17 protein-coding genes and 1 tRNA gene are annotated in these 19,240 nt (G+C 69.4%); 9 read left to right on the top strand and 9 right to left on the bottom strand.

What is annotated here, in order from left to right; genetic code table 11:
• Window positions 1-29: 29 nt before the first annotated feature.
• Window positions 30-2,894 carry an FG-GAP-like repeat-containing protein gene (locus QO010_RS09575; protein ID WP_307348561.1) on the bottom strand — a complete coding sequence of 955 codons (2,865 nt, stop codon included), beginning with the start codon at window positions 2,892-2,894 and terminating at the stop codon, window positions 30-32.
• A 254-nt stretch (window positions 2,895-3,148) separates the two neighbouring features.
• Window positions 3,149-3,241 (bottom strand) — tRNA-Ser (locus QO010_RS09570).
• A 166-nt stretch (window positions 3,242-3,407) separates the two neighbouring features.
• Here QO010_RS09570 and QO010_RS09565 point away from each other — a divergent pair.
• Window positions 3,408-5,051, top strand: a complete 1,644-nt coding sequence (locus QO010_RS09565; protein WP_307348559.1) for an undecaprenyl-phosphate glucose phosphotransferase — start codon at window positions 3,408-3,410, stop codon at window positions 5,049-5,051.
• Here the strand turns inward: QO010_RS09565 and QO010_RS09560 are convergent, their stop codons facing one another.
• From QO010_RS09560 to QO010_RS09550, 3 genes are all read right to left on the bottom strand, one after another.
• Window positions 5,052-6,350: a S1 family peptidase gene (locus QO010_RS09560; RefSeq protein WP_307348557.1), complete on the bottom strand. Its 1,299-nt coding sequence runs from the start codon at window positions 6,348-6,350 to the stop codon at window positions 5,052-5,054. It abuts the gene before it with no gap.
• 71 nt (window positions 6,351-6,421) lie between these two features.
• Window positions 6,422-6,832 carry a 2OG-Fe(II) oxygenase family protein gene (locus QO010_RS09555; RefSeq protein WP_307348554.1) on the bottom strand — a complete coding sequence of 137 codons (411 nt, stop codon included), beginning with the start codon at window positions 6,830-6,832 and terminating at the stop codon, window positions 6,422-6,424.
• A 56-nt stretch (window positions 6,833-6,888) separates the two neighbouring features.
• Window positions 6,889-7,635, bottom strand: coding sequence for a 2OG-Fe(II) oxygenase (locus tag QO010_RS09550; protein WP_307348552.1), 747 nt, complete (start codon window positions 7,633-7,635; stop codon window positions 6,889-6,891).
• Window positions 7,636-7,963: 328 nt separating this feature from the next.
• On the opposite strand from QO010_RS09550, the gene hfsF reads away from it, so the two are divergent.
• The 5 genes from hfsF (at window position 7,964) to QO010_RS09525 (ending at window position 12,426) form a co-directional block, all read left to right on the top strand.
• Window positions 7,964-9,412, top strand: coding sequence for a polysaccharide biosynthesis protein HfsF (hfsF, locus tag QO010_RS09545; RefSeq protein WP_307348550.1), 1,449 nt, complete (start codon window positions 7,964-7,966; stop codon window positions 9,410-9,412).
• Window positions 9,409-10,353 (top strand): polysaccharide biosynthesis protein HfsG, encoded by a 945-nt coding sequence (gene hfsG / locus QO010_RS09540; protein WP_307348548.1) that lies wholly within the window; start codon window positions 9,409-9,411, stop codon window positions 10,351-10,353. Before hfsF ends, hfsG begins: the two co-directional genes overlap by 4 nt.
• Window positions 10,353-11,105 carry an oligosaccharide deacetylase HfsH gene (hfsH, locus tag QO010_RS09535; protein WP_307348546.1) on the top strand — a complete coding sequence of 251 codons (753 nt, stop codon included), beginning with the start codon at window positions 10,353-10,355 and terminating at the stop codon, window positions 11,103-11,105. The genes hfsG and hfsH overlap by 1 nt, the downstream gene beginning before the upstream one ends.
• 83 nt (window positions 11,106-11,188) lie before the next feature.
• Window positions 11,189-11,872: a crotonase/enoyl-CoA hydratase family protein gene (locus QO010_RS09530; RefSeq protein ID WP_307348544.1), complete on the top strand. Its 684-nt coding sequence runs from the start codon at window positions 11,189-11,191 to the stop codon at window positions 11,870-11,872.
• 2 nt (window positions 11,873-11,874) lie between these two features.
• Window positions 11,875-12,426: a TetR/AcrR family transcriptional regulator gene (locus tag QO010_RS09525; protein WP_307348542.1), complete on the top strand. Its 552-nt coding sequence runs from the start codon at window positions 11,875-11,877 to the stop codon at window positions 12,424-12,426.
• A 141-nt stretch (window positions 12,427-12,567) separates the two neighbouring features.
• Here the strand turns inward: QO010_RS09525 and QO010_RS09520 are convergent, their stop codons facing one another.
• The 3 genes from QO010_RS09520 to QO010_RS09510 form a co-directional block, all read right to left on the bottom strand.
• Window positions 12,568-13,827 (bottom strand): O-antigen ligase family protein, encoded by a 1,260-nt coding sequence (locus QO010_RS09520; protein ID WP_307348540.1) that lies wholly within the window; start codon window positions 13,825-13,827, stop codon window positions 12,568-12,570.
• A complete protein-coding gene (locus tag QO010_RS09515; RefSeq protein WP_307348538.1) occupies window positions 13,824-14,525 on the bottom strand; it encodes a P-loop NTPase family protein in 702 nt (233 codons plus the stop codon). The genes QO010_RS09520 and QO010_RS09515 overlap by 4 nt, the downstream gene beginning before the upstream one ends.
• 73 nt (window positions 14,526-14,598) lie before the next feature.
• On the bottom strand, window positions 14,599-16,077 hold the full coding sequence (locus QO010_RS09510) for a GumC family protein (RefSeq protein ID WP_307348537.1): 1,479 nt from the start codon (window positions 16,075-16,077) through the stop codon (window positions 14,599-14,601).
• Window positions 16,078-16,193: 116 nt separating this feature from the next.
• Here QO010_RS09510 and QO010_RS09505 point away from each other — a divergent pair, with 116 nt between their 5' ends.
• Window positions 16,194-16,979 (top strand): polysaccharide biosynthesis/export family protein, encoded by a 786-nt coding sequence (locus tag QO010_RS09505; RefSeq protein WP_307348536.1) that lies wholly within the window; start codon window positions 16,194-16,196, stop codon window positions 16,977-16,979.
• A 12-nt stretch (window positions 16,980-16,991) separates the two neighbouring features.
• Here the strand turns inward: QO010_RS09505 and QO010_RS09500 are convergent, their stop codons facing one another.
• Window positions 16,992-17,264 (bottom strand): sel1 repeat family protein, encoded by a 273-nt coding sequence (locus QO010_RS09500; RefSeq protein WP_370873737.1) that lies wholly within the window; start codon window positions 17,262-17,264, stop codon window positions 16,992-16,994.
• Between the two features lie 395 nt (window positions 17,265-17,659).
• Between QO010_RS09500 and QO010_RS09495 the strand changes: the two genes are divergently transcribed.
• Both QO010_RS09495 and QO010_RS09490 read left to right on the top strand, forming a co-directional pair.
• On the top strand, window positions 17,660-18,163 hold the full coding sequence (locus QO010_RS09495; protein ID WP_307348531.1) for an RcnB family protein: 504 nt from the start codon (window positions 17,660-17,662) through the stop codon (window positions 18,161-18,163).
• A 140-nt stretch (window positions 18,164-18,303) separates the two neighbouring features.
• Entirely contained in the window at window positions 18,304-19,212 is a 909-nt protein-coding gene (locus QO010_RS09490) for a hypothetical protein (protein ID WP_307348529.1), read from the top strand.
• Window positions 19,213-19,240 lie beyond the last annotated feature (28 nt).

Raw genomic sequence — 19,240 nt, 5'->3', positions numbered from 1 at the left:
ACACCGAACTAGTCGGCGTGGGTTTTGGCCTAGAGAAGCCAGCCTGCGCTGTCGCCCGTAACGTCGCCATTGATGCGCAACTGGTAGTCGGCAAGGCCGTCGCCGTTGACATCGAGACTCAGTGTGGTGGTCGCGCCGCTGAAGTTGAGGGTCATCTCGCCGGCGTGATGGCCGAAGCTCAACACAAGGCTGAAGGCCTGGTCGCCCCCGACCAAGCTGTTGGCGTCAATGGCCGAAAGATCGAGCCTGTCACCCTGAGCCGTGGAAAAGTCGAGGATCGCATCGATCTCCAGAGTGAGATTGCCCACGCTCTCCTGCAGCACGGCGAAGGTGTCCGCGCCGGTCCCGCCCCTCAGAATGTCGTTGCCGGTCCCGCCGATGATCCGGTCAACGCCGTCGCCGCCGTCGATGGTGTCGACCCCGCCCAGACCCGACAGGATATTGGCGCCGCTGTTGCCCGTCAGCTGATTGGCCAGGGCGTTGCCCGTCCCGTTGAGGTTGGCCGAGCCTTGCAACTCCAGACCCTCGAAGTTGCCGCCCAGGGTCCAGGTCACCGAGCTGCGGACGATGTCAAAGCCCTCGTTCGCCGCCTCGGTCGCCGTGTCGAACATGCCGTCGACGAAGTAGACGTCGTTGCCCAGCCCGCCGCTCATCGCATCGTTGCCCGCACCGCCGTCCAGGCTGTCATTGCCGTCGCCGCCGGTGAGGTTGTCGTTGCCCGCCCCGCCTTCCATATGATCGGCGCCCAGGCCGCCGATAAGGGCGTCGTTGCCGTTGCCGCCAAAGAGCTTGTCGTTGCCGTCGCCCCCGTCGAGCTTGTCGTTGCCCTCGCCACCATCGACGATGTCATTGCCCAAGCCGCCGCTGAGGATATCTCCGTCCGCGTCGCCATAGATCTTGTCGACGCCGTCGCCGCCGTCGATCGTGTCGGTCCCGTCGCCGCCATGCAGCGTGTTGTTGCCGCTGTTGCCCTGGATGTTGTTGGCCAGGCTGTTGCCCGTCCCGCCGATATTGCCCGAGCCCTGCAACTGCAGTCCCTCGATGTTACCGGCCAGGGTCCAGGTGACCGAGCTGCGGACGATGTCGTAGCCCTCGTTCGTCTTCTCGACCGTCGTGTCGCCGGCGTTGTCGACGATATAGATATCGTTACCCGTCCCGCCGGCCATGGCGTCCGCGCCGGTTCCGCCGTCCAGTGTGTCGTTGTCGGCTCCGCCGCTCAGGGTGTCGGCGCCGTCGCCGCCGTCCAGGCGGTCGGCCCCGTCGCCACCCGTCAGCGTGTCGTTCCCGCCAAAGCCGTTCAACTTGTCGTTGCCGCCGAGACCGTTCAGCGTGTCATCTCCCGCCGTGCCGTTCAGCGTGTCCGGGCCGCCCGTGCCGTTCACCGGCGGAACCACCGGCGGAGCGGAGGCTCTACCGAAAATCACATAGCTGGCGCCAGAGGCGGTGCCGTGAGGGCTCGCGCGCGTGGCGCCGACGATCAGGTCGTCGACTCCATCGCCGTTGAGATCGCCCGCTGAGGCGACGGAAGCGCCTGCGTCGTCCAATGTGGCCTCGCCATCAATCTTGAAGCCGTTGGTCCCATCGAGCGTGGACAGATCGAGGTTGGCCGCGAATCCTGCGGCCTTGCCGAACATCACATAGCCGGCGCCCGAGGCGTTGCCGTTTGGATCCGCGCCCGGAGCGCCGATGATCAGATCGTCGTACCCGTCGCCATTGACGTCTCCCGCCGCGTTGACGGCGCGGCCACTGAAATCGCCCGCGGCCTCCCCGCTGATCTGGAAGCCATTGGTCCCGTCGAGGGTGGACAGCTCGAAGTTGGCTCCAAAGCCCCCGGCCTTACCGAACAACACATAGCTGGCGCCGGAATCGGCGCCGTTCGGATCCGCGTACAGGGCTCCGATGATCACATCGCCATAGCCGTCGCCGTTGACGTCACCCGCCGAGGCAACGAAATAGCCAGCCGAATCCCCGAACGCTTCGCCATTGACCTGGAAGCCGTTCGTCCCATCCAAGGAAGACAGGTCCAGGTTGGCGGCGAACCCTCCGGCCTTGCCCAACACCACATAGGCTGCGCCCGAGTTGCTGCCGTGCGGATCAGCGTCACGGGCGCCGATGATCAGGTCAGCATATCCATCGCCGTTGACGTCGCCCGCCGAGGCGACTGACCATCCACTCTTGTCGTTGGCCGCCTCGCCGGTGATCTGGAAGCCGTTCACGCCGTTGAGACTGGAAAGATTGATTTCCGCGGCAAATCCCGCAGCTTTGCCGAACACCACATAGGTGGCGCCCGCATTGACGCCGTTCGAGTCCGCATAAGCGGCGCCGACGATCACGTCATCGTAGCCGTCGCCGTTGATGTCGCCGGCCGAGGCGACGGATTGGCCGCTGTGGTCGGAATTCGCCTCACCGGTGATCTTGAAACCGTTGATTCCGTTCAGCGTCGACAAGTTCAGATTGGCGGCGAAGCCCGACGCCTTGCCGAACACCACATAACTGGCCCCCACATCGACCGCACCGGCTTGCACGGCGCCAATGATCAGATCGTCGTAGCCATCGCCGTTGACGTCTCCCGCCGAGGCGACTGAAAAGCCTGCAAAGTCCGCGGTCGCCTCGCCATTGATCTGGAAACCGTTCGTTCCGTCGAGCGCAGAGAGGTCGAGTTCGGCCGGAAAGCCTCCGGCCTTGCCGAAGATGACATAGGCCGCACCGGAGTTGACCCCATTCGGATCGGCGTTCCCAGCGCCGATGATCAAGTCATCATAGCCGTCGCCATTGATATCGCCCGCCGACGCGACAGAATGGCCGCTATAGTCGTCGAGGGCCTCGCCGCTGATCTGGAAGCCGTCCGTTCCGTCCAGCGTCGCCAGCTCGATGACCGCTGCAAAGCCGCTCATGGGTCTACTCCCCTTGCCGACGACAGGCGTCGGCGCTTGTAAAGGCCGAACGACCGTCGGCATAGGGGGATCAATATCAGCCGAAGCGCGCCCCCTCGCGCCCCGACAAATCTGTTCGGCTACAATAGGGAGGCGTTTGAGTCTGGGAAGCCTGCCTGAAGCGGCTTACGCAGCAATCTGCTCTGTCAGGGCAGGACAGCCGCTCGCTGCGCCTCGCGCTCGTATCGAAAACCGAGGAGCCCGACCGAGTCGCCTGGCGGTGACGGAGGGATTCGAACCCTCGGTACGGCTTTATACCGTACAACGGTTTAGCAAACCGCCGCCTTCAGCCACTCGGCCACGTCACCCCAGGCGAGCGGCGCAGATAGCCTGTTCCGGGCGGCGTTGCAATCGACCTTGGCAGGGTGGGCGATCCGGTCGCGTCCCCGGTCTCCAAAGCCTTGCAAACTCTGCCTCACGAATACTTGCCGGCGTTAACTGGGCGCTCAGGCCCAGGTGGCATGCTGCGCGCCAATGTCTTCCGCCTTCGCCCGCTCCAAACAGCCAGCCCCCAGCAGCGCCGCTCCGAACAGCGGCGAGCCCTGGGTCGAGCAGGCCATGGCCCTGCGGGACGCGATGAACCGGCGGGACGTCCCCGAGCCGACTCCCGCCCCCTCCCCCGCAAGCACCCCCTCCGCCGCTCCCCTCCCCACGGCCGAGACGTCGCACGGCGACCGGCGCGGCCGGTTGCGACCCGAGCGGCTGGTCTCGCTGCGCTCGCGCCTGGACGGCCGGACGGTGGCGCGCAGCTTCCGCAGCGTCGACGGCCTGGCGGTTGCCGCCACCGTCGTGGCCACGATGCATTTCACCACCACCGGCGGGCTGATGGCGGCCAGCGTCGGGGCGGTCGCGCCCTTCCTGCTGGGCGCCCTGCTGCTGATCTGGAGCCTGGGCGTGCTGCAGGGCTATGACCTGTCGCCCCGCGAGGGCCTGACCCGGCACCTGGTGCGGGTGGCTTCGGCGTTCGGCGTCACCGCCGCCGGGCTGGTCGCCACCCTCTGGCCGCTGCATTCGCCGATGGTGACCATCGACACCATGGGCGCCTGGTTCTGCGCGACCTTCGTGGGCCTCTACATGCTGCACACCGCCTGGTGGCTGATGGCCCGCCATTGGCGGCGCAACGGCAAGCTGACCCCCAACATCGTCATCGTCGGCGCCACGCCCGCCGCCAAGCGGATGATCGAGGCCGCCGCCAGCACCGGCGAGGCCAATGTCATCGGCATCTTCGACGACCGCGCCGCCCGCGTCCCCAAGGCCCTGGCGGGGGTGCCGGTGCTGGGCGACACCCAGGCCCTGCTGGCCAGCCGGGTGATGCCCTATGTCGACCGCATCGTCATCACCGTCCAGCCCAGCGCCCAGAACCGGGTGCGTGAGCTGATCGAGACGCTGCGGGTCATGCCCAACGAGGTCAGCCTGCTGATGGAGGTCGCCGACCCCGACCTGCAGAGCCAGACCTTCTCGCGCATCGCCGACACCCCGCTGGCCCGGGTGTCGGGCGAAACCGTCGATATCAACCGCGCCGTGGTCAAGCGGCTGCAGGACCTGGCCGTCGGGTCGCTCGCCCTGGTGCTGGGCGCGCCGCTGATGCTGATGGTCGCCGCGGCGATCAAGCTGGACAGCCAGGGCCCGGTGTTCTTCCGCCAGCGCCGGCACGGCTTCAACAACGAGGAAATCCTGGTCTGGAAGTTCCGCTCCATGCGCCAGGAAGCCAGCGACTACGCCGCCGTGCGCCAGGTCAGCGCCGACGACGACCGGGTGACCCGGGTGGGCCGGTTCATCCGCAAGACCAGCCTGGATGAGCTGCCGCAGCTGTTCAACGTGCTGGCCGGCGAGATGAGCCTGGTCGGCCCCCGCCCCCACGCGGTGGGGATGAAGACCGGCCAGACCGAGTCGGCCCGCCTGGTCGCCGAATACGCCCACCGCCACCGCATGAAGCCCGGCATGACCGGCTGGGCCGCCATCCACGGCTCGCGCGGCCCCGTCGACACCGCCGACCTGGTCCGCCGCCGCGTGGCGCTGGACATCGAATACATCGAGCGGCAGTCGTTCTGGCTGGACCTCTACATCATGGCCATGACCATCCCCTGCCTGCTGGGGGATACGGACTCGGTGCGGTAGCTACCGCCGCCCCGAGGTCTGCCGGACGGTTGGCGTAGGTCCCTCTTCGACCACGATCAGGAAGATCCCGCTCTGCACCTCGGCCACCGTGCCCTGGAACGAGGGCCGCGCCACCACCGCCCGGGGCTTGCCCACCTGGGGCAGGCCGGCCAGGGTCTGGCTGATGTAGCTGGCCTTCAGGGCGAAGTTGACGTTCTGCATGATCTCGCGGTCGGGGGTCATTTCCGACTTGGAGAGCACGATGCCGACCACCCCGCCGGCGTCGTCGATGACTGGGCCGCCGCTGTTGCCGCTCTGCACGGGGATGGAGATCTGCAGGTAGCGCGGATCGTCGACGCGCTGGGTGGCGATATCGACGCCGGTCAGCGAGCTGATGTCGCCCGAGGTCAGCTTGACCGAGCCGCCGCCCAGCTGGTCGACCAGCGGATAGCCCAGGGTGAAGACCCGCTGGCCCAGGCCCAAGGGCTGGGTCTCGACGTTCATGCCGGCGAAGGCGCTGACGTCGAAGTCGGGCTTCAGGAAGGCGACGTCATTGACCGGGTCGTCCCGGACCACCGTGGCCGTGCCCAGCTTGCGGCCCTCCTGGTAGATCCAGATGCGCTTGCCGCCGGCCACCACGTGGCTCGCCGTGACGATATAGCCGCGGGCCGACAGCCAGCCCGAGCCGGTGGCGACATCGCCGTCCGGGCCGTCATAGCCGGGCCGGTTGGAAAACTGCCGGGGGCCGCCCGGGGGCTCCTTGTCGCAGGCCGCCTCATAGACGAACTCGGCCACCGAGCCGTCGCGCACCTGCTGCAGCCTGGCGACCTGGTAGCTGCCGGGGTCGGAGGACACCACCCGGCCCTGGGCGTCGTAATAGTCGGCGTTGCCCGGCGCGTAGCGGCGGTCCTTGCACTGGAAGAAGAACCGCATGACCCCGTAGCGATAGGCGCGGCCCTGGGGCGTGCGGCTGTCCTCGGCGCTGCGGAACTGGGCCAGGATCGACACGGTGCCCGCCGGCCCCGGCTGGCGCGAGGGGGTGTAGGTATAGACGTCGAACTCGCCGTCGGTATCCCCGCCGCGCATCACCCAGCCCTTGCCGCTCAGCGCCGGCACCGGCTCCAGGGCGGCGCGGCCGCCGGGCGACAGGGCGGGCGGCGCGGGGATCAGAAGCGGCGGCGGCGGGGCCGAGCCGTCGCGGCCGCGCGGTCCTTTGGGATGGGGAAGGTTCTGGGCGACGGCCAGGCCGGCCGTGAGCAGTCCGGCGCACACCGCCAGAACGCCGAAGATCGCCGAGGCCGATAGGCGCCTCTTCAACATGTCGCCCCCTTCCGAAACCGGACGAGGCGCAGATTAATCCAAGCGGGCCGGCCTGACCATTGCCCGCCGCGTCACACCCACCAGCCCAGCAGCGAAACCCGCGGCGGCGCCCCCGGCGTGAGCAGGCTGATCAACGGCCGGGCGGCGGCGGCGAACAGGGTCAGAGCGCCCGGGACCGGCCGATAGCCCTGCAGCCGCTCGCCTGTCTGGAACAGCAGCAGGCCACCCCATGCCGAGCGCCACTGCGGCGGGTCGAGATCGAGAACGAAGCCGCCCCTGGCCCCCTCGCGCGCCAGTTCGGCGACGCCCTCGCCGGGGCTGAGTGTCAGGGTGTCGACCCCAAGGCCTTCCAGCGGTCCGAAGGCCTCGCGGGCCAGGGTCAGGACCGGTTCCGGATCGAAGCTGCCGGGGGTTTTCAGCAGGGCCGCGACCGCCCTGGCGTCGAGGAACCCCTCCCGCCGAACCACCCACCCCTCGTCCACGCCTAGAGCCCCCGCTCAAACATTACGGGACTGTAACATCAGGATTCGGACGATGACTAGGCCGGCATCTCCGACCGGACCCAGCCGGTGATGGAGAGGCGCGGCTCGCCCGCGAAGGGGGCCACCATCGAGACCGCGTGGCGCTGGGGGACGCGGAAGATGTTCAGGGCGTTGAAGGCGGGCGTATAGCCCTCGGCCACATGGTCCTCCTCGTCGAGGAACAGCAAGAGGCCGCCCCAGTCGGCCCGCCAGCGGGCGGTGAGGTTCAGCACATAGGCATAGAGGCGGTGCTTGCCCGGGGCGGCGTCGTCATGGGCGGTCAGGAAGTGGCCGGGCCGGTAGCGGGTGGCCATGGCGTCGCAATAGACGATGCGCTGGTCCCCGGTCAGGGTGCGCAGGAAGTCGAGGAAGCCGGCGCTGTTGACCAGGGTCTGGGCGGCGGCCAGGGCCGGCTCGACCGGACGGCCGGCCTCGATGTCCTGACCGATGCGGACGGTGTCGAACATGTAGCGGAAGGCGTCGCGGGCGCTGGTTTGGGCCTCCAGCTCCAGGGCCGCGCGGCGGGCGGGGTCGAGCGCCATGTATTCGTCCAGCGGCACGTCCAGGTCCGTGCCGTCGTCGCTCTGGCGGATGCTGCGCCGCCAGGCCCTGGAGCCGGCCACGGCGCGGGCCAGGCCGGCGGCGTCCTCGGGGGCCAGGAAGCCCGGAATATGCAGCCGCCCGAACCGCTGGAACACCGGGGCGTAGTCCGCCGGCCGCAGGTTCGGATCCAGTCTCAGTCTGGGCTTAGCGTCCCCGAACATCCCATCCGCCTCGCTCGCCCCCGCGAACTCCTGCCGCCTGGATGGCCGCCCGGCGGGGGGCGAGGCAAGTTAAGGTTCGGACATGTTGGCCCGCCTTCAGAGGCAATTTCGGTGACAGTTTACTTAATTCGCCCTGAGCCCCTTCCGGCGGCCGGCCAGCCACGGGAGCGAATTAAGTAAACTGTCACCGAAACACCGCCGCCGCCGCGCTGGCCGATGCGGCTCGGCGTGGGCGGCTTCGGGCCCGGGCCTTCAGGAACTTGAAACGCCCCTCCCCCACAATGCCGGCGATGGATCGCTGAGCAGCGGTCGCGGATGTGGAAACCGGATGTTCTGGCGCGGCGTCGTCGGCTACCTGCCCGTCAATGTGGCGCAGGGGATCGTGGGCTTGCTCACGATCGTCGTCTTCACGCGCGTGCTGACGCCGGCCGAATACGGCGCCTATGCGCTGGGTTTCTCGGCCATGACGCTCGTCCATACCGGCGTCTTCACCTGGGCCGAGGCGGCGATGGCCCGCTTCCAGGCCCGGGCGGCCGCCGATGGCGACACCGCCAGCTACATGACCACCCTCTACCGGACCTGGGCGATGCTGGGCGCGGTGTTCCCCGTCGTGGCAGGCCTGCTGGTCTGGCTGGCCCCGCTGCCGGCGGGGTCGAAACAGGCGGTGGCGGCCGGCATGGCGGCCATCCTGTTCCGCAGCCTGGCCCGGCTGGCCCAGGAGCGGCGGCGGGCGGCGGGCGAGGTCACCTCGGCGGCGCTGCTGGACGTGATCCAGACCGTGGGCGGCTTCGCCATCGGGGCGGGCATGGCCCTGCTGGGCGCGGGCGGGGCGGCGCCGCTGATCGGGGCCGGGGGCGTCGCGGCCCTCTGCCTGGCGGCCGTGCTGCCGCGCGAATTCAGGCTGATGGCCGGCGGGCGTTTCGAGCGGGCGCGGGCGGCAACCTATCTGGCCTATGGCCTGCCGGTGGCGGGGTCGCTGATCCTGGCCCTGGTCATCGCCGCCACCGACCGGTTCCTGCTGGCGGCCTTCCTGAACGAGCAGGCGGTGGGCGTCTATCATGCCGGCTACAGCCTGGCGAACCGCACCCTGGACGTGGTTTTCGTCTGGCTGGGCATGGCCGGCGGCCCGGCCATGGTCGCGGCCCTGGAGCGCGGCGGCGAGAGCGCCCTGAAGGCCACCGCCCGGGAGCAGGCCTCCTTCATGCTGCTGCTGACCATGCCGGCCGCGGCGGGCCTGGCCCTGACCGCAGGGCCGCTGGCCCAGGTCATGGTCGGCGCGGACCTGGCCGCCGGGGCGGCGCGGGTGACGCCCTGGGTGGCCTTCGCAGGGCTGCTGTCGGGCCTGACCACCTACTACCTGCACCAGGCCTTCACCCTGGGCCGGCGCACCCATCTGCTGATGGCGGCCATGGCCGTCCCCGCGCTGGGCAATGTCGTGCTGAACCTGATCCTGATCCCGCGCTTTGGCCTGGACGGCGCCATGTGGTCGACGGCGGCCAGCTATGCGCTGGGCGCGCTCACCGCCTTCGTCCTGGGCCGGCGAGCCCAGCCCCTGCCCATCCCGTGGAAGACCCTGGCCACGGTCGGCGCCGCCACCGCCCTGATGGCCCTGGCGGTCATCCAGATCCCAGCCTGGGGTGGAGCCCTCGAGCTGTTCAGCAAGGCGGCGGTCGGCATGGCGGTCTATGGCCTGGCCGCCTGGCTGCTCGACGCCGGCGGCGTGCGGGGCCAGGGCCTGACCCTGGTGCGCGGCCTCAGGGCCCGGGCGGCGGCATGACCCATCATTCCATCCCCTGGCCGGATGAGGCCCTGGTCGAGAGCGCCCACTGGCCGGCCGCCAAGCCGCGCCTGTCGGTGCTGATTCCCTTCAAGGGCGACGATCCCAGCGGCCTGCTCATCGCCCTGGCCCGCGAAACCGCCGACGCCGAGATCATCGTGCTGGACGACGGCTCCAACGACGAAGCCCTGGCCCGGCGGGTCGGCGATACCGTCACCAGCCTCGCCCTGCCCGCCCGCCTGGTGCGCCTCACGGTCAACGAAGGCCGCGCCAAGGGCCGCAATCGCCTGGCCCGCCATGCCCGTGGCCAGTGGCTGCTGTTCCTCGACGCTGACATGCTGCCGGACCGCGAATGCTTCCTGGGCCACTGGCTGGCCCTGATCGAGACCGACGCGCCGGACGTCGCCTTCGGCGGTTTCTCTCTCGACCAGACCCCGCGCACCCCGCAGCACGCCCTGCACCGGACGATGGCGCTGAAGAGCGACTGCCTGCCCGCCGCCACCCGCCGCCAAGCCCCCGAGAAATACGTCTTCACCTCCAACCTGCTGGTCGCCCGCCCCGTCTTCGAGGCCGTCGGCTTCGATGAGGGCTTCGTCGGCTGGGGCTGGGAGGATGTGGAATGGGCGATGCGGGTCGCCGCCCGCTGGCCCATCGTCCATGTCGACAACACCGCCACCCATCTGGGCCTCGACGTCGCTGCGGACCTGGCCCGCAAATATGAGCAGTCGGCCGCCAATTTCGGCCGGGTCGTGGCCGCCCATCCGGCCATCGCCGCGCAATACCCCAGCTACCGCTGGGCCAGACGCCTGCGCGCCCTGCCCCTGCGCGGCCTGTGGCGCCCGTCGCTCAAGGCCCTGGCGCTGAGCCCACTGGCCCCATTGAAACTGCGCGACCTCGCCCTGCGCTTCTACCGCGCCGCCCTCTATGCGGAGACGCTGTGATGGAGCCCTATTCGGCCGACCGCTCGCTGAAGGGCAAGCTGCGCCGGCGCCTGGCGCTGCTGGCCCACCGCCGGCCGGTGCGCATGCGGCTGGAGCGGCCGATGATCACCTTCAGCTTCGATGACGCGCCCGCCACCGCCGTCCACGCCGGCGCCGCTGTGCTGGAAGCACGAGGGCTCAAGGGGACCTACTACGTCTCGGCGGGGCTGGCCGGTGGCACGGGGCCGATGGGCGCCTACGCCACGCTGGACGACACGGCCGCCCTCGCCGGCGCCGGCCACGAACTGGCCTGCCACACCTTCTCCCACCTCGACTGCGGCCAGGCCGCCGGCCCCGCCATCGCCGCCGAGGCTGACCGCAACGCGGAGGCTCTGGCGGCCATCGGCGCGCCACATCTGGAGAGCTTCGCCTACCCCTATGGCGACGTCTCCCGGCCCGCCAAGGCCGTGCTGGGCAGCCGCTTCCGCACCCTGCGCACGGTGCAGGCCGGTCTGGTCGAGGACGGCTCGGACGCCAACCAGCTTCCCTCGGTCGGGATCGAAGGCCCCGACGGCGAGGCCGTGGCCATGGGCTGGCTGAACAAGGCCAGGGCCCAGCGCGCCTGGCTGATCCTCTACACCCATGACGTCAGCGAAGCGCCCTCGGCCTGGGGCTGCACCCCGCAGGCCCTGGCCCGGCTGGCCGACGCCGCGCTGGCGGGCGGCTTCGAGGTCGTCACCGCCGCCGAAGGCGCGCGCCGGCTGGGGCTGTAAGCCCCGCCTGCCGCCACGTCATACTTGTCAGCCCTGTGGACTGCCCATATCCATCCAATGGATGGAATAAGGAGCCCCGCGCCATGACCCACCCGATCACCGTCACTCGCCAGGCCAACGCCACCCGCATCCGCATGGACGACGGCAAGGTCAATGTCATGAACCCGGCCATGCTGAGCGCCCTGCACGCGGCCTTCGACCAGGCGGCGGCGGACGGCGACGTGGCGGTGCTGGAGGGCCGGGACAACATCTTCTCGGCCGGCTTCGATCTGAAGGTATTCGCCAGCGGCGATGGAGCCGCCTCGCGCGAGATGCTGTATCTGGGGGCGACCCTGGCCCTCAAGCTGCTCAGCTTTCCCCGCCCGGTCGTCACCGTCACCGCCGGTCACGCCTATCCGATGGGCGCCTTCCTGATGCTGGGGGCGGACTGGCGGATCGGCGCCGACGCCGGTTGGCGGGGGGGGCTGAACGAGGTGCAGATCGGCCTGACCATCCCCAGCTTCGCCCTGGAGATGGCCCGCCAGCGCCTGACCCCGGCCCATTTCAGCCGCACCGCCATGACCGCCGAGCTGTTCGAGCCGCAGGAGGCCCTGACCGCCGGCCTGGTCGACCAGCTGGTCCCGCGCGAGGACCTGGAAGCCGCCACTCAGGCCGCGATCACGCGGATGGCGGGCCTGGACCGAGCCGCCCATGCGGCCACCAAGCTCAGAGCCCGGGCCGGGGCCATCGCCGCCGTCAAGGCCGCCATCGAGGCGGAACTGACCTGAGCATGACCGCCCGGCCGGCCCGCGACACCTACCGGCACGGCAACCTGCGCGAGGCGGCGCTGGCCGCCGCCCGGGCCATGGTCGAGACCGGCGGCCACGAGGCGCTGAGCCTGCGCAAGGTCGCGCAAGCGGCCGGTGTCGCCCACCGCTCGCTCTACGGCCAGTTCGAGGGCCGCGAGGCGCTGCTGGACGCGGTGGCCCAGGCCGGGTTCGAGGATCTGGCCGTCCCGCTGGCGGCGGCCGCCAGCCGGGCCGATTTCGTCGAGGCCTATGTCCGCTTCGCCCTGGCCAACCCCCGCCTCTACGACCTGATGCGCAGCCGCCCGCACGCGACGATGAAGTTTCGCCCTTCGCTGCAGAAGGCCGTCCATCTGGGGATCACGCAGGCCATGCGCCTCTTCGCCGATCCTGCCGCCTCGAAGGAGGCCAACCGGCGGGCGGTGATGAAGGTGCTGATCCTGCTGCACGGCGGCATCGCCATGCATCGGTCGGGGATATTGGATCTGCCGGGCGACGAGGGGCTGATCGCCGAGCTCCAGGCGATGATGGGGTAATTTTCATCCGCTCATCCCCGCGAAGGCGGGGACCCAGGTGTTTTTCGTAGCGGACTTGCACGCCGCCCAAGCCTGTCAGGACCGCCCTCAACAGTAAAAAGCCTGGGTCCCCGCTTTCGCGGGGATGAGCGGATTTGTTTGCTAGCGCCGCGCCTCGGGGTCCGGCCAGGCCAGCTTCACCGCGATCGCCACGAAGATCACCCAGCGCAGGTCGTTCCAGGTGACCGCGATGCTCTCGGTCAGGGTGGTCAGGGTGTAGACGGCCAGGTACGGCAGGGCCAGGTACGCCCCTTTGTGGCGGAAGGCGGCGATGATGGCCGCGCCGAAGGTCTGCAGCCAGAACAGGGTCCAGGCGGCCAGGCCGCTGAGCCCCAGGCTGAGCCACTGCTCGAGCCAGCTGTTGTGGGCGTGGCGGGCGCGGAAGCCGGCCTCCTTGGTGATCCAGGCCAGGGCGCCCCGGCCGCTCTCGTTGTCCCAGGTGGCGCCATAGCCGTAGCCGGTCCAGGGGCGCAGCTGGATCTGGTGATAGACCGCCGCCCAGATCTTGGTGCGGCCGGTCAGGGTGGCGTCCTTGCCCAGCAATCCCAGGAAGACGTCGGCGGCGAACAGCAGGAAGCCGGCTATGCCCAGCGCCCCGACCACGGCGGCGAAGGTGGCCATGACGCCCGAGACCGGCCCCCGGCGGACCAGGAAGACGAAGCCCAGGGCCATCCCGCCCAGGATCAGCGAGATCAGCGAGGTCTTCGAGGTCGAACCCAGCACCAGCAGCAGGGCCAGGGCCGCCGCGCCCCACCACAGCCAGGCCCGGCGCGGATTGAGCAGGGCCGCCGCCGCGCAGAGGCCAAATCCCAGGGCCATGTTGCCGCCCAGGGCGTTCTTCTCCGGCCAGACGCCGCGCCAGGCGCCGGGGAAGATCTCGGTCATCTTGCCGATGCCGGGCAGGCCGAAGATCAGCAGCAGACAGAGTACGCCCAGGATCAGGAAGGTCGCGGCCATGATCTCGGCCAGGGTCGCCCAGCTGTAGCGGCCGGCCAGCACCACCCCGGTCAGGGTGGTGGCGTAGAGGGCCACGATGCGGCGCATGGTCTGGTCCGGCGCGTCGGACCACAGCAGCGAGGCGGCGACGATGACCATCAGGAGGATCAGGAAGGGCTGGCGCAGCAGGGCCGCCAGGGTGGCGCCCGGGCTCATGGCCAGCAGCACCACGCCGGCGGCATAGGCCGGCAGGAACAGGTTGCGGATCAGGCCCGACTTGGACGTATCCCCGACATTGCCCCCGGTCAGCAGGGTCAGCCAGCCCTGGCTGTAGATCAGCAGGGCCAGGACGGCGAGGCAGAAGGCCCCGATGGTCCACATGTCGATCCGGGGCCGGTAGGCCGGTGTGGCGGCCGGATAGGTCACGGCAGGATGGCCTTGAGGAAGCCCGGCGGCTGAATCTGGGCGCGGTTGAAGAACAGGCCCGCACAGCGTCCGCCCGCCCCGTTGATGGCGTCGCGCAGCAGGCTCGGGGCCCGCACGTCCGGCTGGTCGGCGGCGACCACCAGGATGGTCTGGTCCATGAAGGGGGCGACGGTCAGGCCGGCCTGGGAGCGATCGGCGGCCGGGGCGTCGACCACGATGATGTCGGCGTATTTGCGGAGCGCATTCCAGTAGTCGCCGCTGGGGACGATATGCACCGCTTGGCGGCCCCTCAGGGCGTCGTTGCGGAACCGGGTCACCCACCAGCGCTGCCCGCCCACCGCATGGGCGACCAGGTAGCGGGCGTCGGGCCAGGTCGAACCGTCAGGGGCCTGCTGCGGCGGCTGGACGGTGAAGAAGGCCGAGCCGTCGGGGCTGGCGGAGACGGCGGTCCCCAGCTCGCCGTAGTGCTCGGGATCGGCGGCGATGGCGGCGGCCTGGGGCGAGGCGAAGAGGTCCAGATCGACCAGCCAGACCTTGCGGCCGGCCCGGCGGGCGGCGAACCGGGCGAACTCGCGGGCGACCGTCGAGGTCCCCTCCCCGCGCCGGGCGGCGATGAACTGGACGACGCGCGGGCGGCCGGGCGCGGGGGCGCCCAACGAAGCCCACAGCTCGCCCATCTCGCCGTTCAAATCCACCATGCGTCGAATCGCGCCAAGCCAGAGACAGCCAGCTTACCGTTACTGAGGAAGGCCTGTCCCGCGCCGCAGAGTCTCACCGCGGCTTGACGGACGCCATGCCTAAGATTGGCAGGTCGAGGGTCCGCGAAGCGGAGGCGGCCGTCGGCAGGCCCGGCCGGAGGAACATCCGCACCAGCCCGGCGCACAGGGCCGCGAAACCGGCGAACAGCAGGGCCAGGATCATCACCGGCTTGCGCAGGCTCTTGCCGGTCGAGGGGGCGCTGGCCCGCTCGACGATGCGGATATTGTCGCTGCTTTCCGAGGCGATCTGGCGGACGGCCTCGTCCTGGGTCGCCTTGACGCTGTAGTCGCGGACATTGGTCTGCAGCAGGTCGCGGTCGCGGCTGAGGGCCTGGAACTGCGGCTCCAGGGCGACCAGCTTGAGCAGCCGGTCATTGGCTTCCTGCACCTGGCGGTCGTACTCGGCCTTGGACTGGCGCAGGGCGGCGACCTCGGCGGTCAGCTGGATCTGCTCGGTCTGGGCCGTCTGGTAGACCGGGTTGACCCCATAGCGTTTGGGCCCTTCGGTCAGGGTGCGGCCGGCCTGCACGCCCTGCTCCAGCTGGGCGATCTGGGCGTCGATGTCCTTGATCGTCTGGCTGTCGGGCAGGTAGCGGCCCAGCTTGTCCTCGCGCTCGAGCTTGAGCGCCGCCAGCTTGGCCGAGGCGGTGGTGTCGGTATCGCGATAGAGGCCGATCTCGGGCTGCACGCCGGCCATCTGCTGCTGCAGCGCGGCCAGCCGGCCCTGGCGGTCCTGCAGCTGGGCCTGGACAGCGTTGGACTGGGCCTCGGCCTGGGCCTGCAGCTGGGTCAGCGAGGTCTTCTGGGCGTTGAAGTCGCCGATGTCGTTGGTGACCAGGAACTGCTGGTAGGCGGCGTCGGCCTCGTCGAGCTTGCCCTGGAACATCACCCGCTGGCGGTCCAAAGCCGTGGAACTGGGCTGGGCCAGGACGCTGCGGCGATAGAGCAGATACTGTTCCAGCAGCGTGTTGAGCACCCGGGCGGCGACCACCGGGTCTTCATGCTCGAAGGTCAGGTTGACGACGGGGTTGTCGGGAGCGGCCTCGATCTTCAGCCCCTTGCCCATGCCCTCGACGGCCTTGGCCATGATGGCTTGTTTTTCCTGTACGCTGGCGGCGTCGTATTTGGCGGCGAGGTCCGGGTAGATGATCCCCAGTCCGACCTTGCGGATGGTCATCTCGCGCAGCGGCTCGCTGGAGAGGATGGCGGTCTCGGACTGCACCACGCTGTTGACGTCCGGCACCGCCCCACGCGCCGCATCGCCCGCCAGGGGTTCGTAGACATATTCCTGGCCCAGCTGGATCAGCAGGCTGGAATGGGCCGGATAGGCCTTCTTCAGGGTGAAGGCGAAGCCAAGGCCGGCGATGAAGATCAGCAGGAAGACCGAGATCATCAGGTAGCGCTCACGCCAGAGCAGCGTGATGAAGTCGCTGGGCGCATAGCGCGGCCGGGCGGCCCAGTCGGCGCTGGCCGGCGGGTCGTGGGCTACCATGGTCCAGCTTTGGGCGGTCATCGGGTGTCGGCGAATCCAAGACTCTTCTAGTCTCAGCCACCCTGGCCGCGCGTCATTAACGCTCCGTTACCCATTCTCGTTAACGGTTGGACACCATGAGCCCTCGTTCCCGCCTGATGGTCACGCTGCTGGCGACCTGCGCCGTCGCCGCCAGCGCGCAGGCGGGCAACCTGCGCTGGCCGGGCTATCGCGAGGGCCAGTCCCCTCCCCCCGCTTCGACGGCCGCCCCGGCGCCTGAACCCGAGCGCGACGCGCCCGGCGCCTTCGCCAATATCGGCTACGCCGATTGGAGCGACTCGGAGCCGGAATACCGCCTCTATCCGGGCGATGAGCTGGACATCACTGTCCCCTCCGCCCCGGAACTCAACAAGACGGTGACGGTGCAGCCGGACGGCCGCGTCTCCCTGCCCCTCATCCAGCCGGTGATGGCCGCCGACCGCACCATTCCCCAGCTGCAGGACGCCCTGACCGCCGCCTATGCGACCCAGCTGCGCCGGCCGCAGGTGTCGGTGGCGGTCAAGACCGCCCAGCCCCTGAAGGTGTTCGTGATGGGCGAGGTCGACAAGTCGGGGGTCTATGACATGCCCGGCGACATCAACGCCCTGCAGGCCATCGCGCTGGCCGGCGGCTTCAAATCCAGCGCCCGGACCCACAAGATCGTGGTGATCCGCCGCGGCCCCGGCGGAACGGCCATGGCCCGGACGGTCGATCTGGATCAGGTGATGAAGAACCCGGCGGGACGGGACCTGGTGCCCCTGCGGCGGTTCGACGTGATCGTCGTGCCGCGCACCGGCGTGGCCCAGGTGGGGGTCTATATGCAGCAGTTCCGCGACCTGCTGCCCCTGCAGTTCAGCTACGCCATCAACGGCGTCAGCCAGTAGGCTGGCGGCGCCTTAAGCGCGGGCCAGCCACTCGCGGGCGGCGCGCTGGGCTTCGGCGACGTCTTCCGACGCCATCTCCTGGCTGATTTCCTTGCGGTAGATACGGGCCTCGAGAGAGCCGCGCATGGCCGCCAGGTTGAACAGCATGTGGGCCGAGACATAGTCCAGCGGCGCCCCGCCCTGACCGGTCGAATACAGCAGTCCCATGCGGAACAGCTCATCGCCCGACGTATCGGGCCCCGGCAGCGGCATCGGAGGCGCGGCGGCCTCCATTTCCATAACCATCGACATGACCGTAATCCCCTTTGGGCGCCCGTTCTGGGCGTTCGTCATGAGACGATGAAAGAGCTCCAGGCATGAAAGCAGGGTTAATCGAATAGGGGTCCAGAAGAAAAACGCACCTGAAAAACGCTATATTTTGTCGCGGTTTAGCATTCAGGCTAGGTTTCGGTCAGGGTTGATTCACCGGTGCTACCGGGCGGTTACGAAGCCCGTAACGAGGGGTTAGCGGCGGGGGTTGGGAGTCTCTGATTGTTAAGGGGGACCTGCGGAACACCCATCCTGACCGGGGCGTTCAGATTGGGTTCAGGCCCGGCGATTCACCATGAAGGCCTGTCGAGGGATCATCTGACGGCCGGCTCTTGGCTGGGATCGGCCGCTGTAAACAGGAGGACGTGCTCATGAAACGTCTGATTATGGCCATTGCCAGCATCGCCTGCGTGGCGGGGCCCATGGTGGTCGCGGCCACCGACGCCAACGCCCAGTCGCGCTGGGACCGCCGTGACGATCGCCGGGACGACCGTCGCGATGATCGCCGGGATGACCGCCGCTGGGATCGCCGCGACGACCGTCGTGACGACCGTCGCGACGACCGCCGTTGGGACCGTCAGCGTCATAACGGCTACTACTACAACGGCCGCTGGGCCTATGGCCCGCCGCCGGCCAGCTACTACGGCCGCCCTGGCTATCGCCCGGGCTACTACGCCTGGCGTCGCGGCGCCTACCTGCCGGGCTCGTATCGCAGCCGCGGCTACGTGGTCTACGACTACGGCCGCTATCGCCTGCGCCCGCCGCCCCGCGGCTACTACTGGTACCGGGTCGGCAACGACTATCTGCTGGCCGCCATCGCCACGGGCCTGATCTACGAGGTCATCGCCAACAGCAACGGCGGCTACGGCTACTAGACGCCGTTCCAGTCCGAAATGAACGCCCCGCGGGAGACCGCGGGGCGTTTTTCGTTGGGCGCGATTCCCCACAGCGGGAACCGACGGCGTGGCGCTGCGGGGCCGGTGGCGCTACAGACTTACCCAGTATGGGTAGGGCGATGCGGGCGGTTGGTGAAAATCCGGGGGCGGCCGAGGCGGCGGCGGTTCTGGACAGGCGGGAAGTGGCCAGGGTCATGGCGCTGCCGGGCTTTGACCAGGCCGTGCGCCAGGCGGTCAGTTGCTGGCTGCCGCGCGACATGGCCGACACCGGCGATATCGGCCTGCTGCGCGATGTGGGCCGGGTCGTTGGCGCCATACTGACCTTCTATCTGGATGGCGAGCCGGGCGGGTTGACCCGCCCGCGACTCGAAGCCCTGCTGACCGCCACCGGCGTCTCCAGCCGGGGCCGCGCCGCCTCGATCCTGATCTATCTGCGTTTCATCGGCTATATCGAACCGGACCAGGGCGCGGGCGAGGGCGCCGGCGTTCGGCGGTTCGCGCCGACCGCCAAGCTCATCGCCGCCTATTTCGGCCGTATCCGGCGTGAACTGGCCTGGGCCGCCGCCCTCGACGCCGACATCGCCCGGCTCTGCGCGCGCTTCGACGAGCCAGGTCTGGCGCGCGCGTGGGCGCACCGCCACGGCGAGCAGGTGGTGGCGGTGCTCGAGCATCTCTCGGCGCCGGAAATCTCACTGGACGTCTTCTCGCATCGCAATGGCGGCATGATGATCCTGGCCGGCCTGCTGCAGAACGCCGAGACGTCTTCCGGCGACACATTCCCCGCGGCGGGGCGGGTCCGCTTCAGCGTCAGCCGCCTGGCCAGGCTCAGCGCCAGTTCGCGCGCCCATGTCCGCCACCAGCTGCAGGCCGCCGAGAAGCTGGGCCTCCTGGCCGACCTGGCCGAGGGCGAGGCGACCATCACCCCGACCCTGGCCTACAATGTCCGCTTCTTCTGCGCCGGCAACGTGCGGATGTTCGCCTGGAACGCGCGACGGGTGCTGGCCGAGGCCGGGCCACAGGTCTGCTAAAAATTTCCACTGATCGGCCGCGCGCCGA

The sequence above is a fragment of the Caulobacter ginsengisoli genome, assembly GCF_030814835.1.
Taxonomy (GTDB): domain Bacteria; phylum Pseudomonadota; class Alphaproteobacteria; order Caulobacterales; family Caulobacteraceae; genus Caulobacter; species Caulobacter ginsengisoli.
Note: the sequence above shows the minus strand (reverse complement) of the source record. Positions and strands in the feature narration are given on the sequence as shown.

What these genes read in the sequence shown, in the direction of transcription:
- QO010_RS09575 (WP_307348561.1), bottom strand. Translation starts at nt 2,894, where the DNA reads ATGAGCGGCTTTGCAGCGGTCATCGAGCTGGCGACGCTGGACGGAACG.
- QO010_RS09565 (WP_307348559.1), top strand. Translation starts at nt 3,408, where the DNA reads ATGTCTTCCGCCTTCGCCCGCTCCAAACAGCCAGCCCCCAGCAGCGCC.
- QO010_RS09560 (WP_307348557.1), bottom strand. Translation starts at nt 6,350, where the DNA reads ATGTTGAAGAGGCGCCTATCGGCCTCGGCGATCTTCGGCGTTCTGGCG.
- QO010_RS09550 (WP_307348552.1), bottom strand. Translation starts at nt 7,635, where the DNA reads ATGTTCGGGGACGCTAAGCCCAGACTGAGACTGGATCCGAACCTGCGG.
- hfsF (WP_307348550.1), top strand. Translation starts at nt 7,964, where the DNA reads ATGTTCTGGCGCGGCGTCGTCGGCTACCTGCCCGTCAATGTGGCGCAG.
- hfsG (WP_307348548.1), top strand. Translation starts at nt 9,409, where the DNA reads ATGACCCATCATTCCATCCCCTGGCCGGATGAGGCCCTGGTCGAGAGC.
- hfsH (WP_307348546.1), top strand. Translation starts at nt 10,353, where the DNA reads ATGGAGCCCTATTCGGCCGACCGCTCGCTGAAGGGCAAGCTGCGCCGG.
- QO010_RS09530 (WP_307348544.1), top strand. Translation starts at nt 11,189, where the DNA reads ATGACCCACCCGATCACCGTCACTCGCCAGGCCAACGCCACCCGCATC.
- QO010_RS09525 (WP_307348542.1), top strand. Translation starts at nt 11,875, where the DNA reads ATGACCGCCCGGCCGGCCCGCGACACCTACCGGCACGGCAACCTGCGC.
- QO010_RS09515 (WP_307348538.1), bottom strand. Translation starts at nt 14,525, where the DNA reads ATGGTGGATTTGAACGGCGAGATGGGCGAGCTGTGGGCTTCGTTGGGC.
- QO010_RS09510 (WP_307348537.1), bottom strand. Translation starts at nt 16,077, where the DNA reads ATGGTAGCCCACGACCCGCCGGCCAGCGCCGACTGGGCCGCCCGGCCG.
- QO010_RS09505 (WP_307348536.1), top strand. Translation starts at nt 16,194, where the DNA reads ATGAGCCCTCGTTCCCGCCTGATGGTCACGCTGCTGGCGACCTGCGCC.
- QO010_RS09500 (WP_370873737.1), bottom strand. Translation starts at nt 17,264, where the DNA reads ATGGTTATGGAAATGGAGGCCGCCGCGCCTCCGATGCCGCTGCCGGGG.
- QO010_RS09495 (WP_307348531.1), top strand. Translation starts at nt 17,660, where the DNA reads ATGAAACGTCTGATTATGGCCATTGCCAGCATCGCCTGCGTGGCGGGG.
- QO010_RS09490 (WP_307348529.1), top strand. Translation starts at nt 18,304, where the DNA reads ATGCGGGCGGTTGGTGAAAATCCGGGGGCGGCCGAGGCGGCGGCGGTT.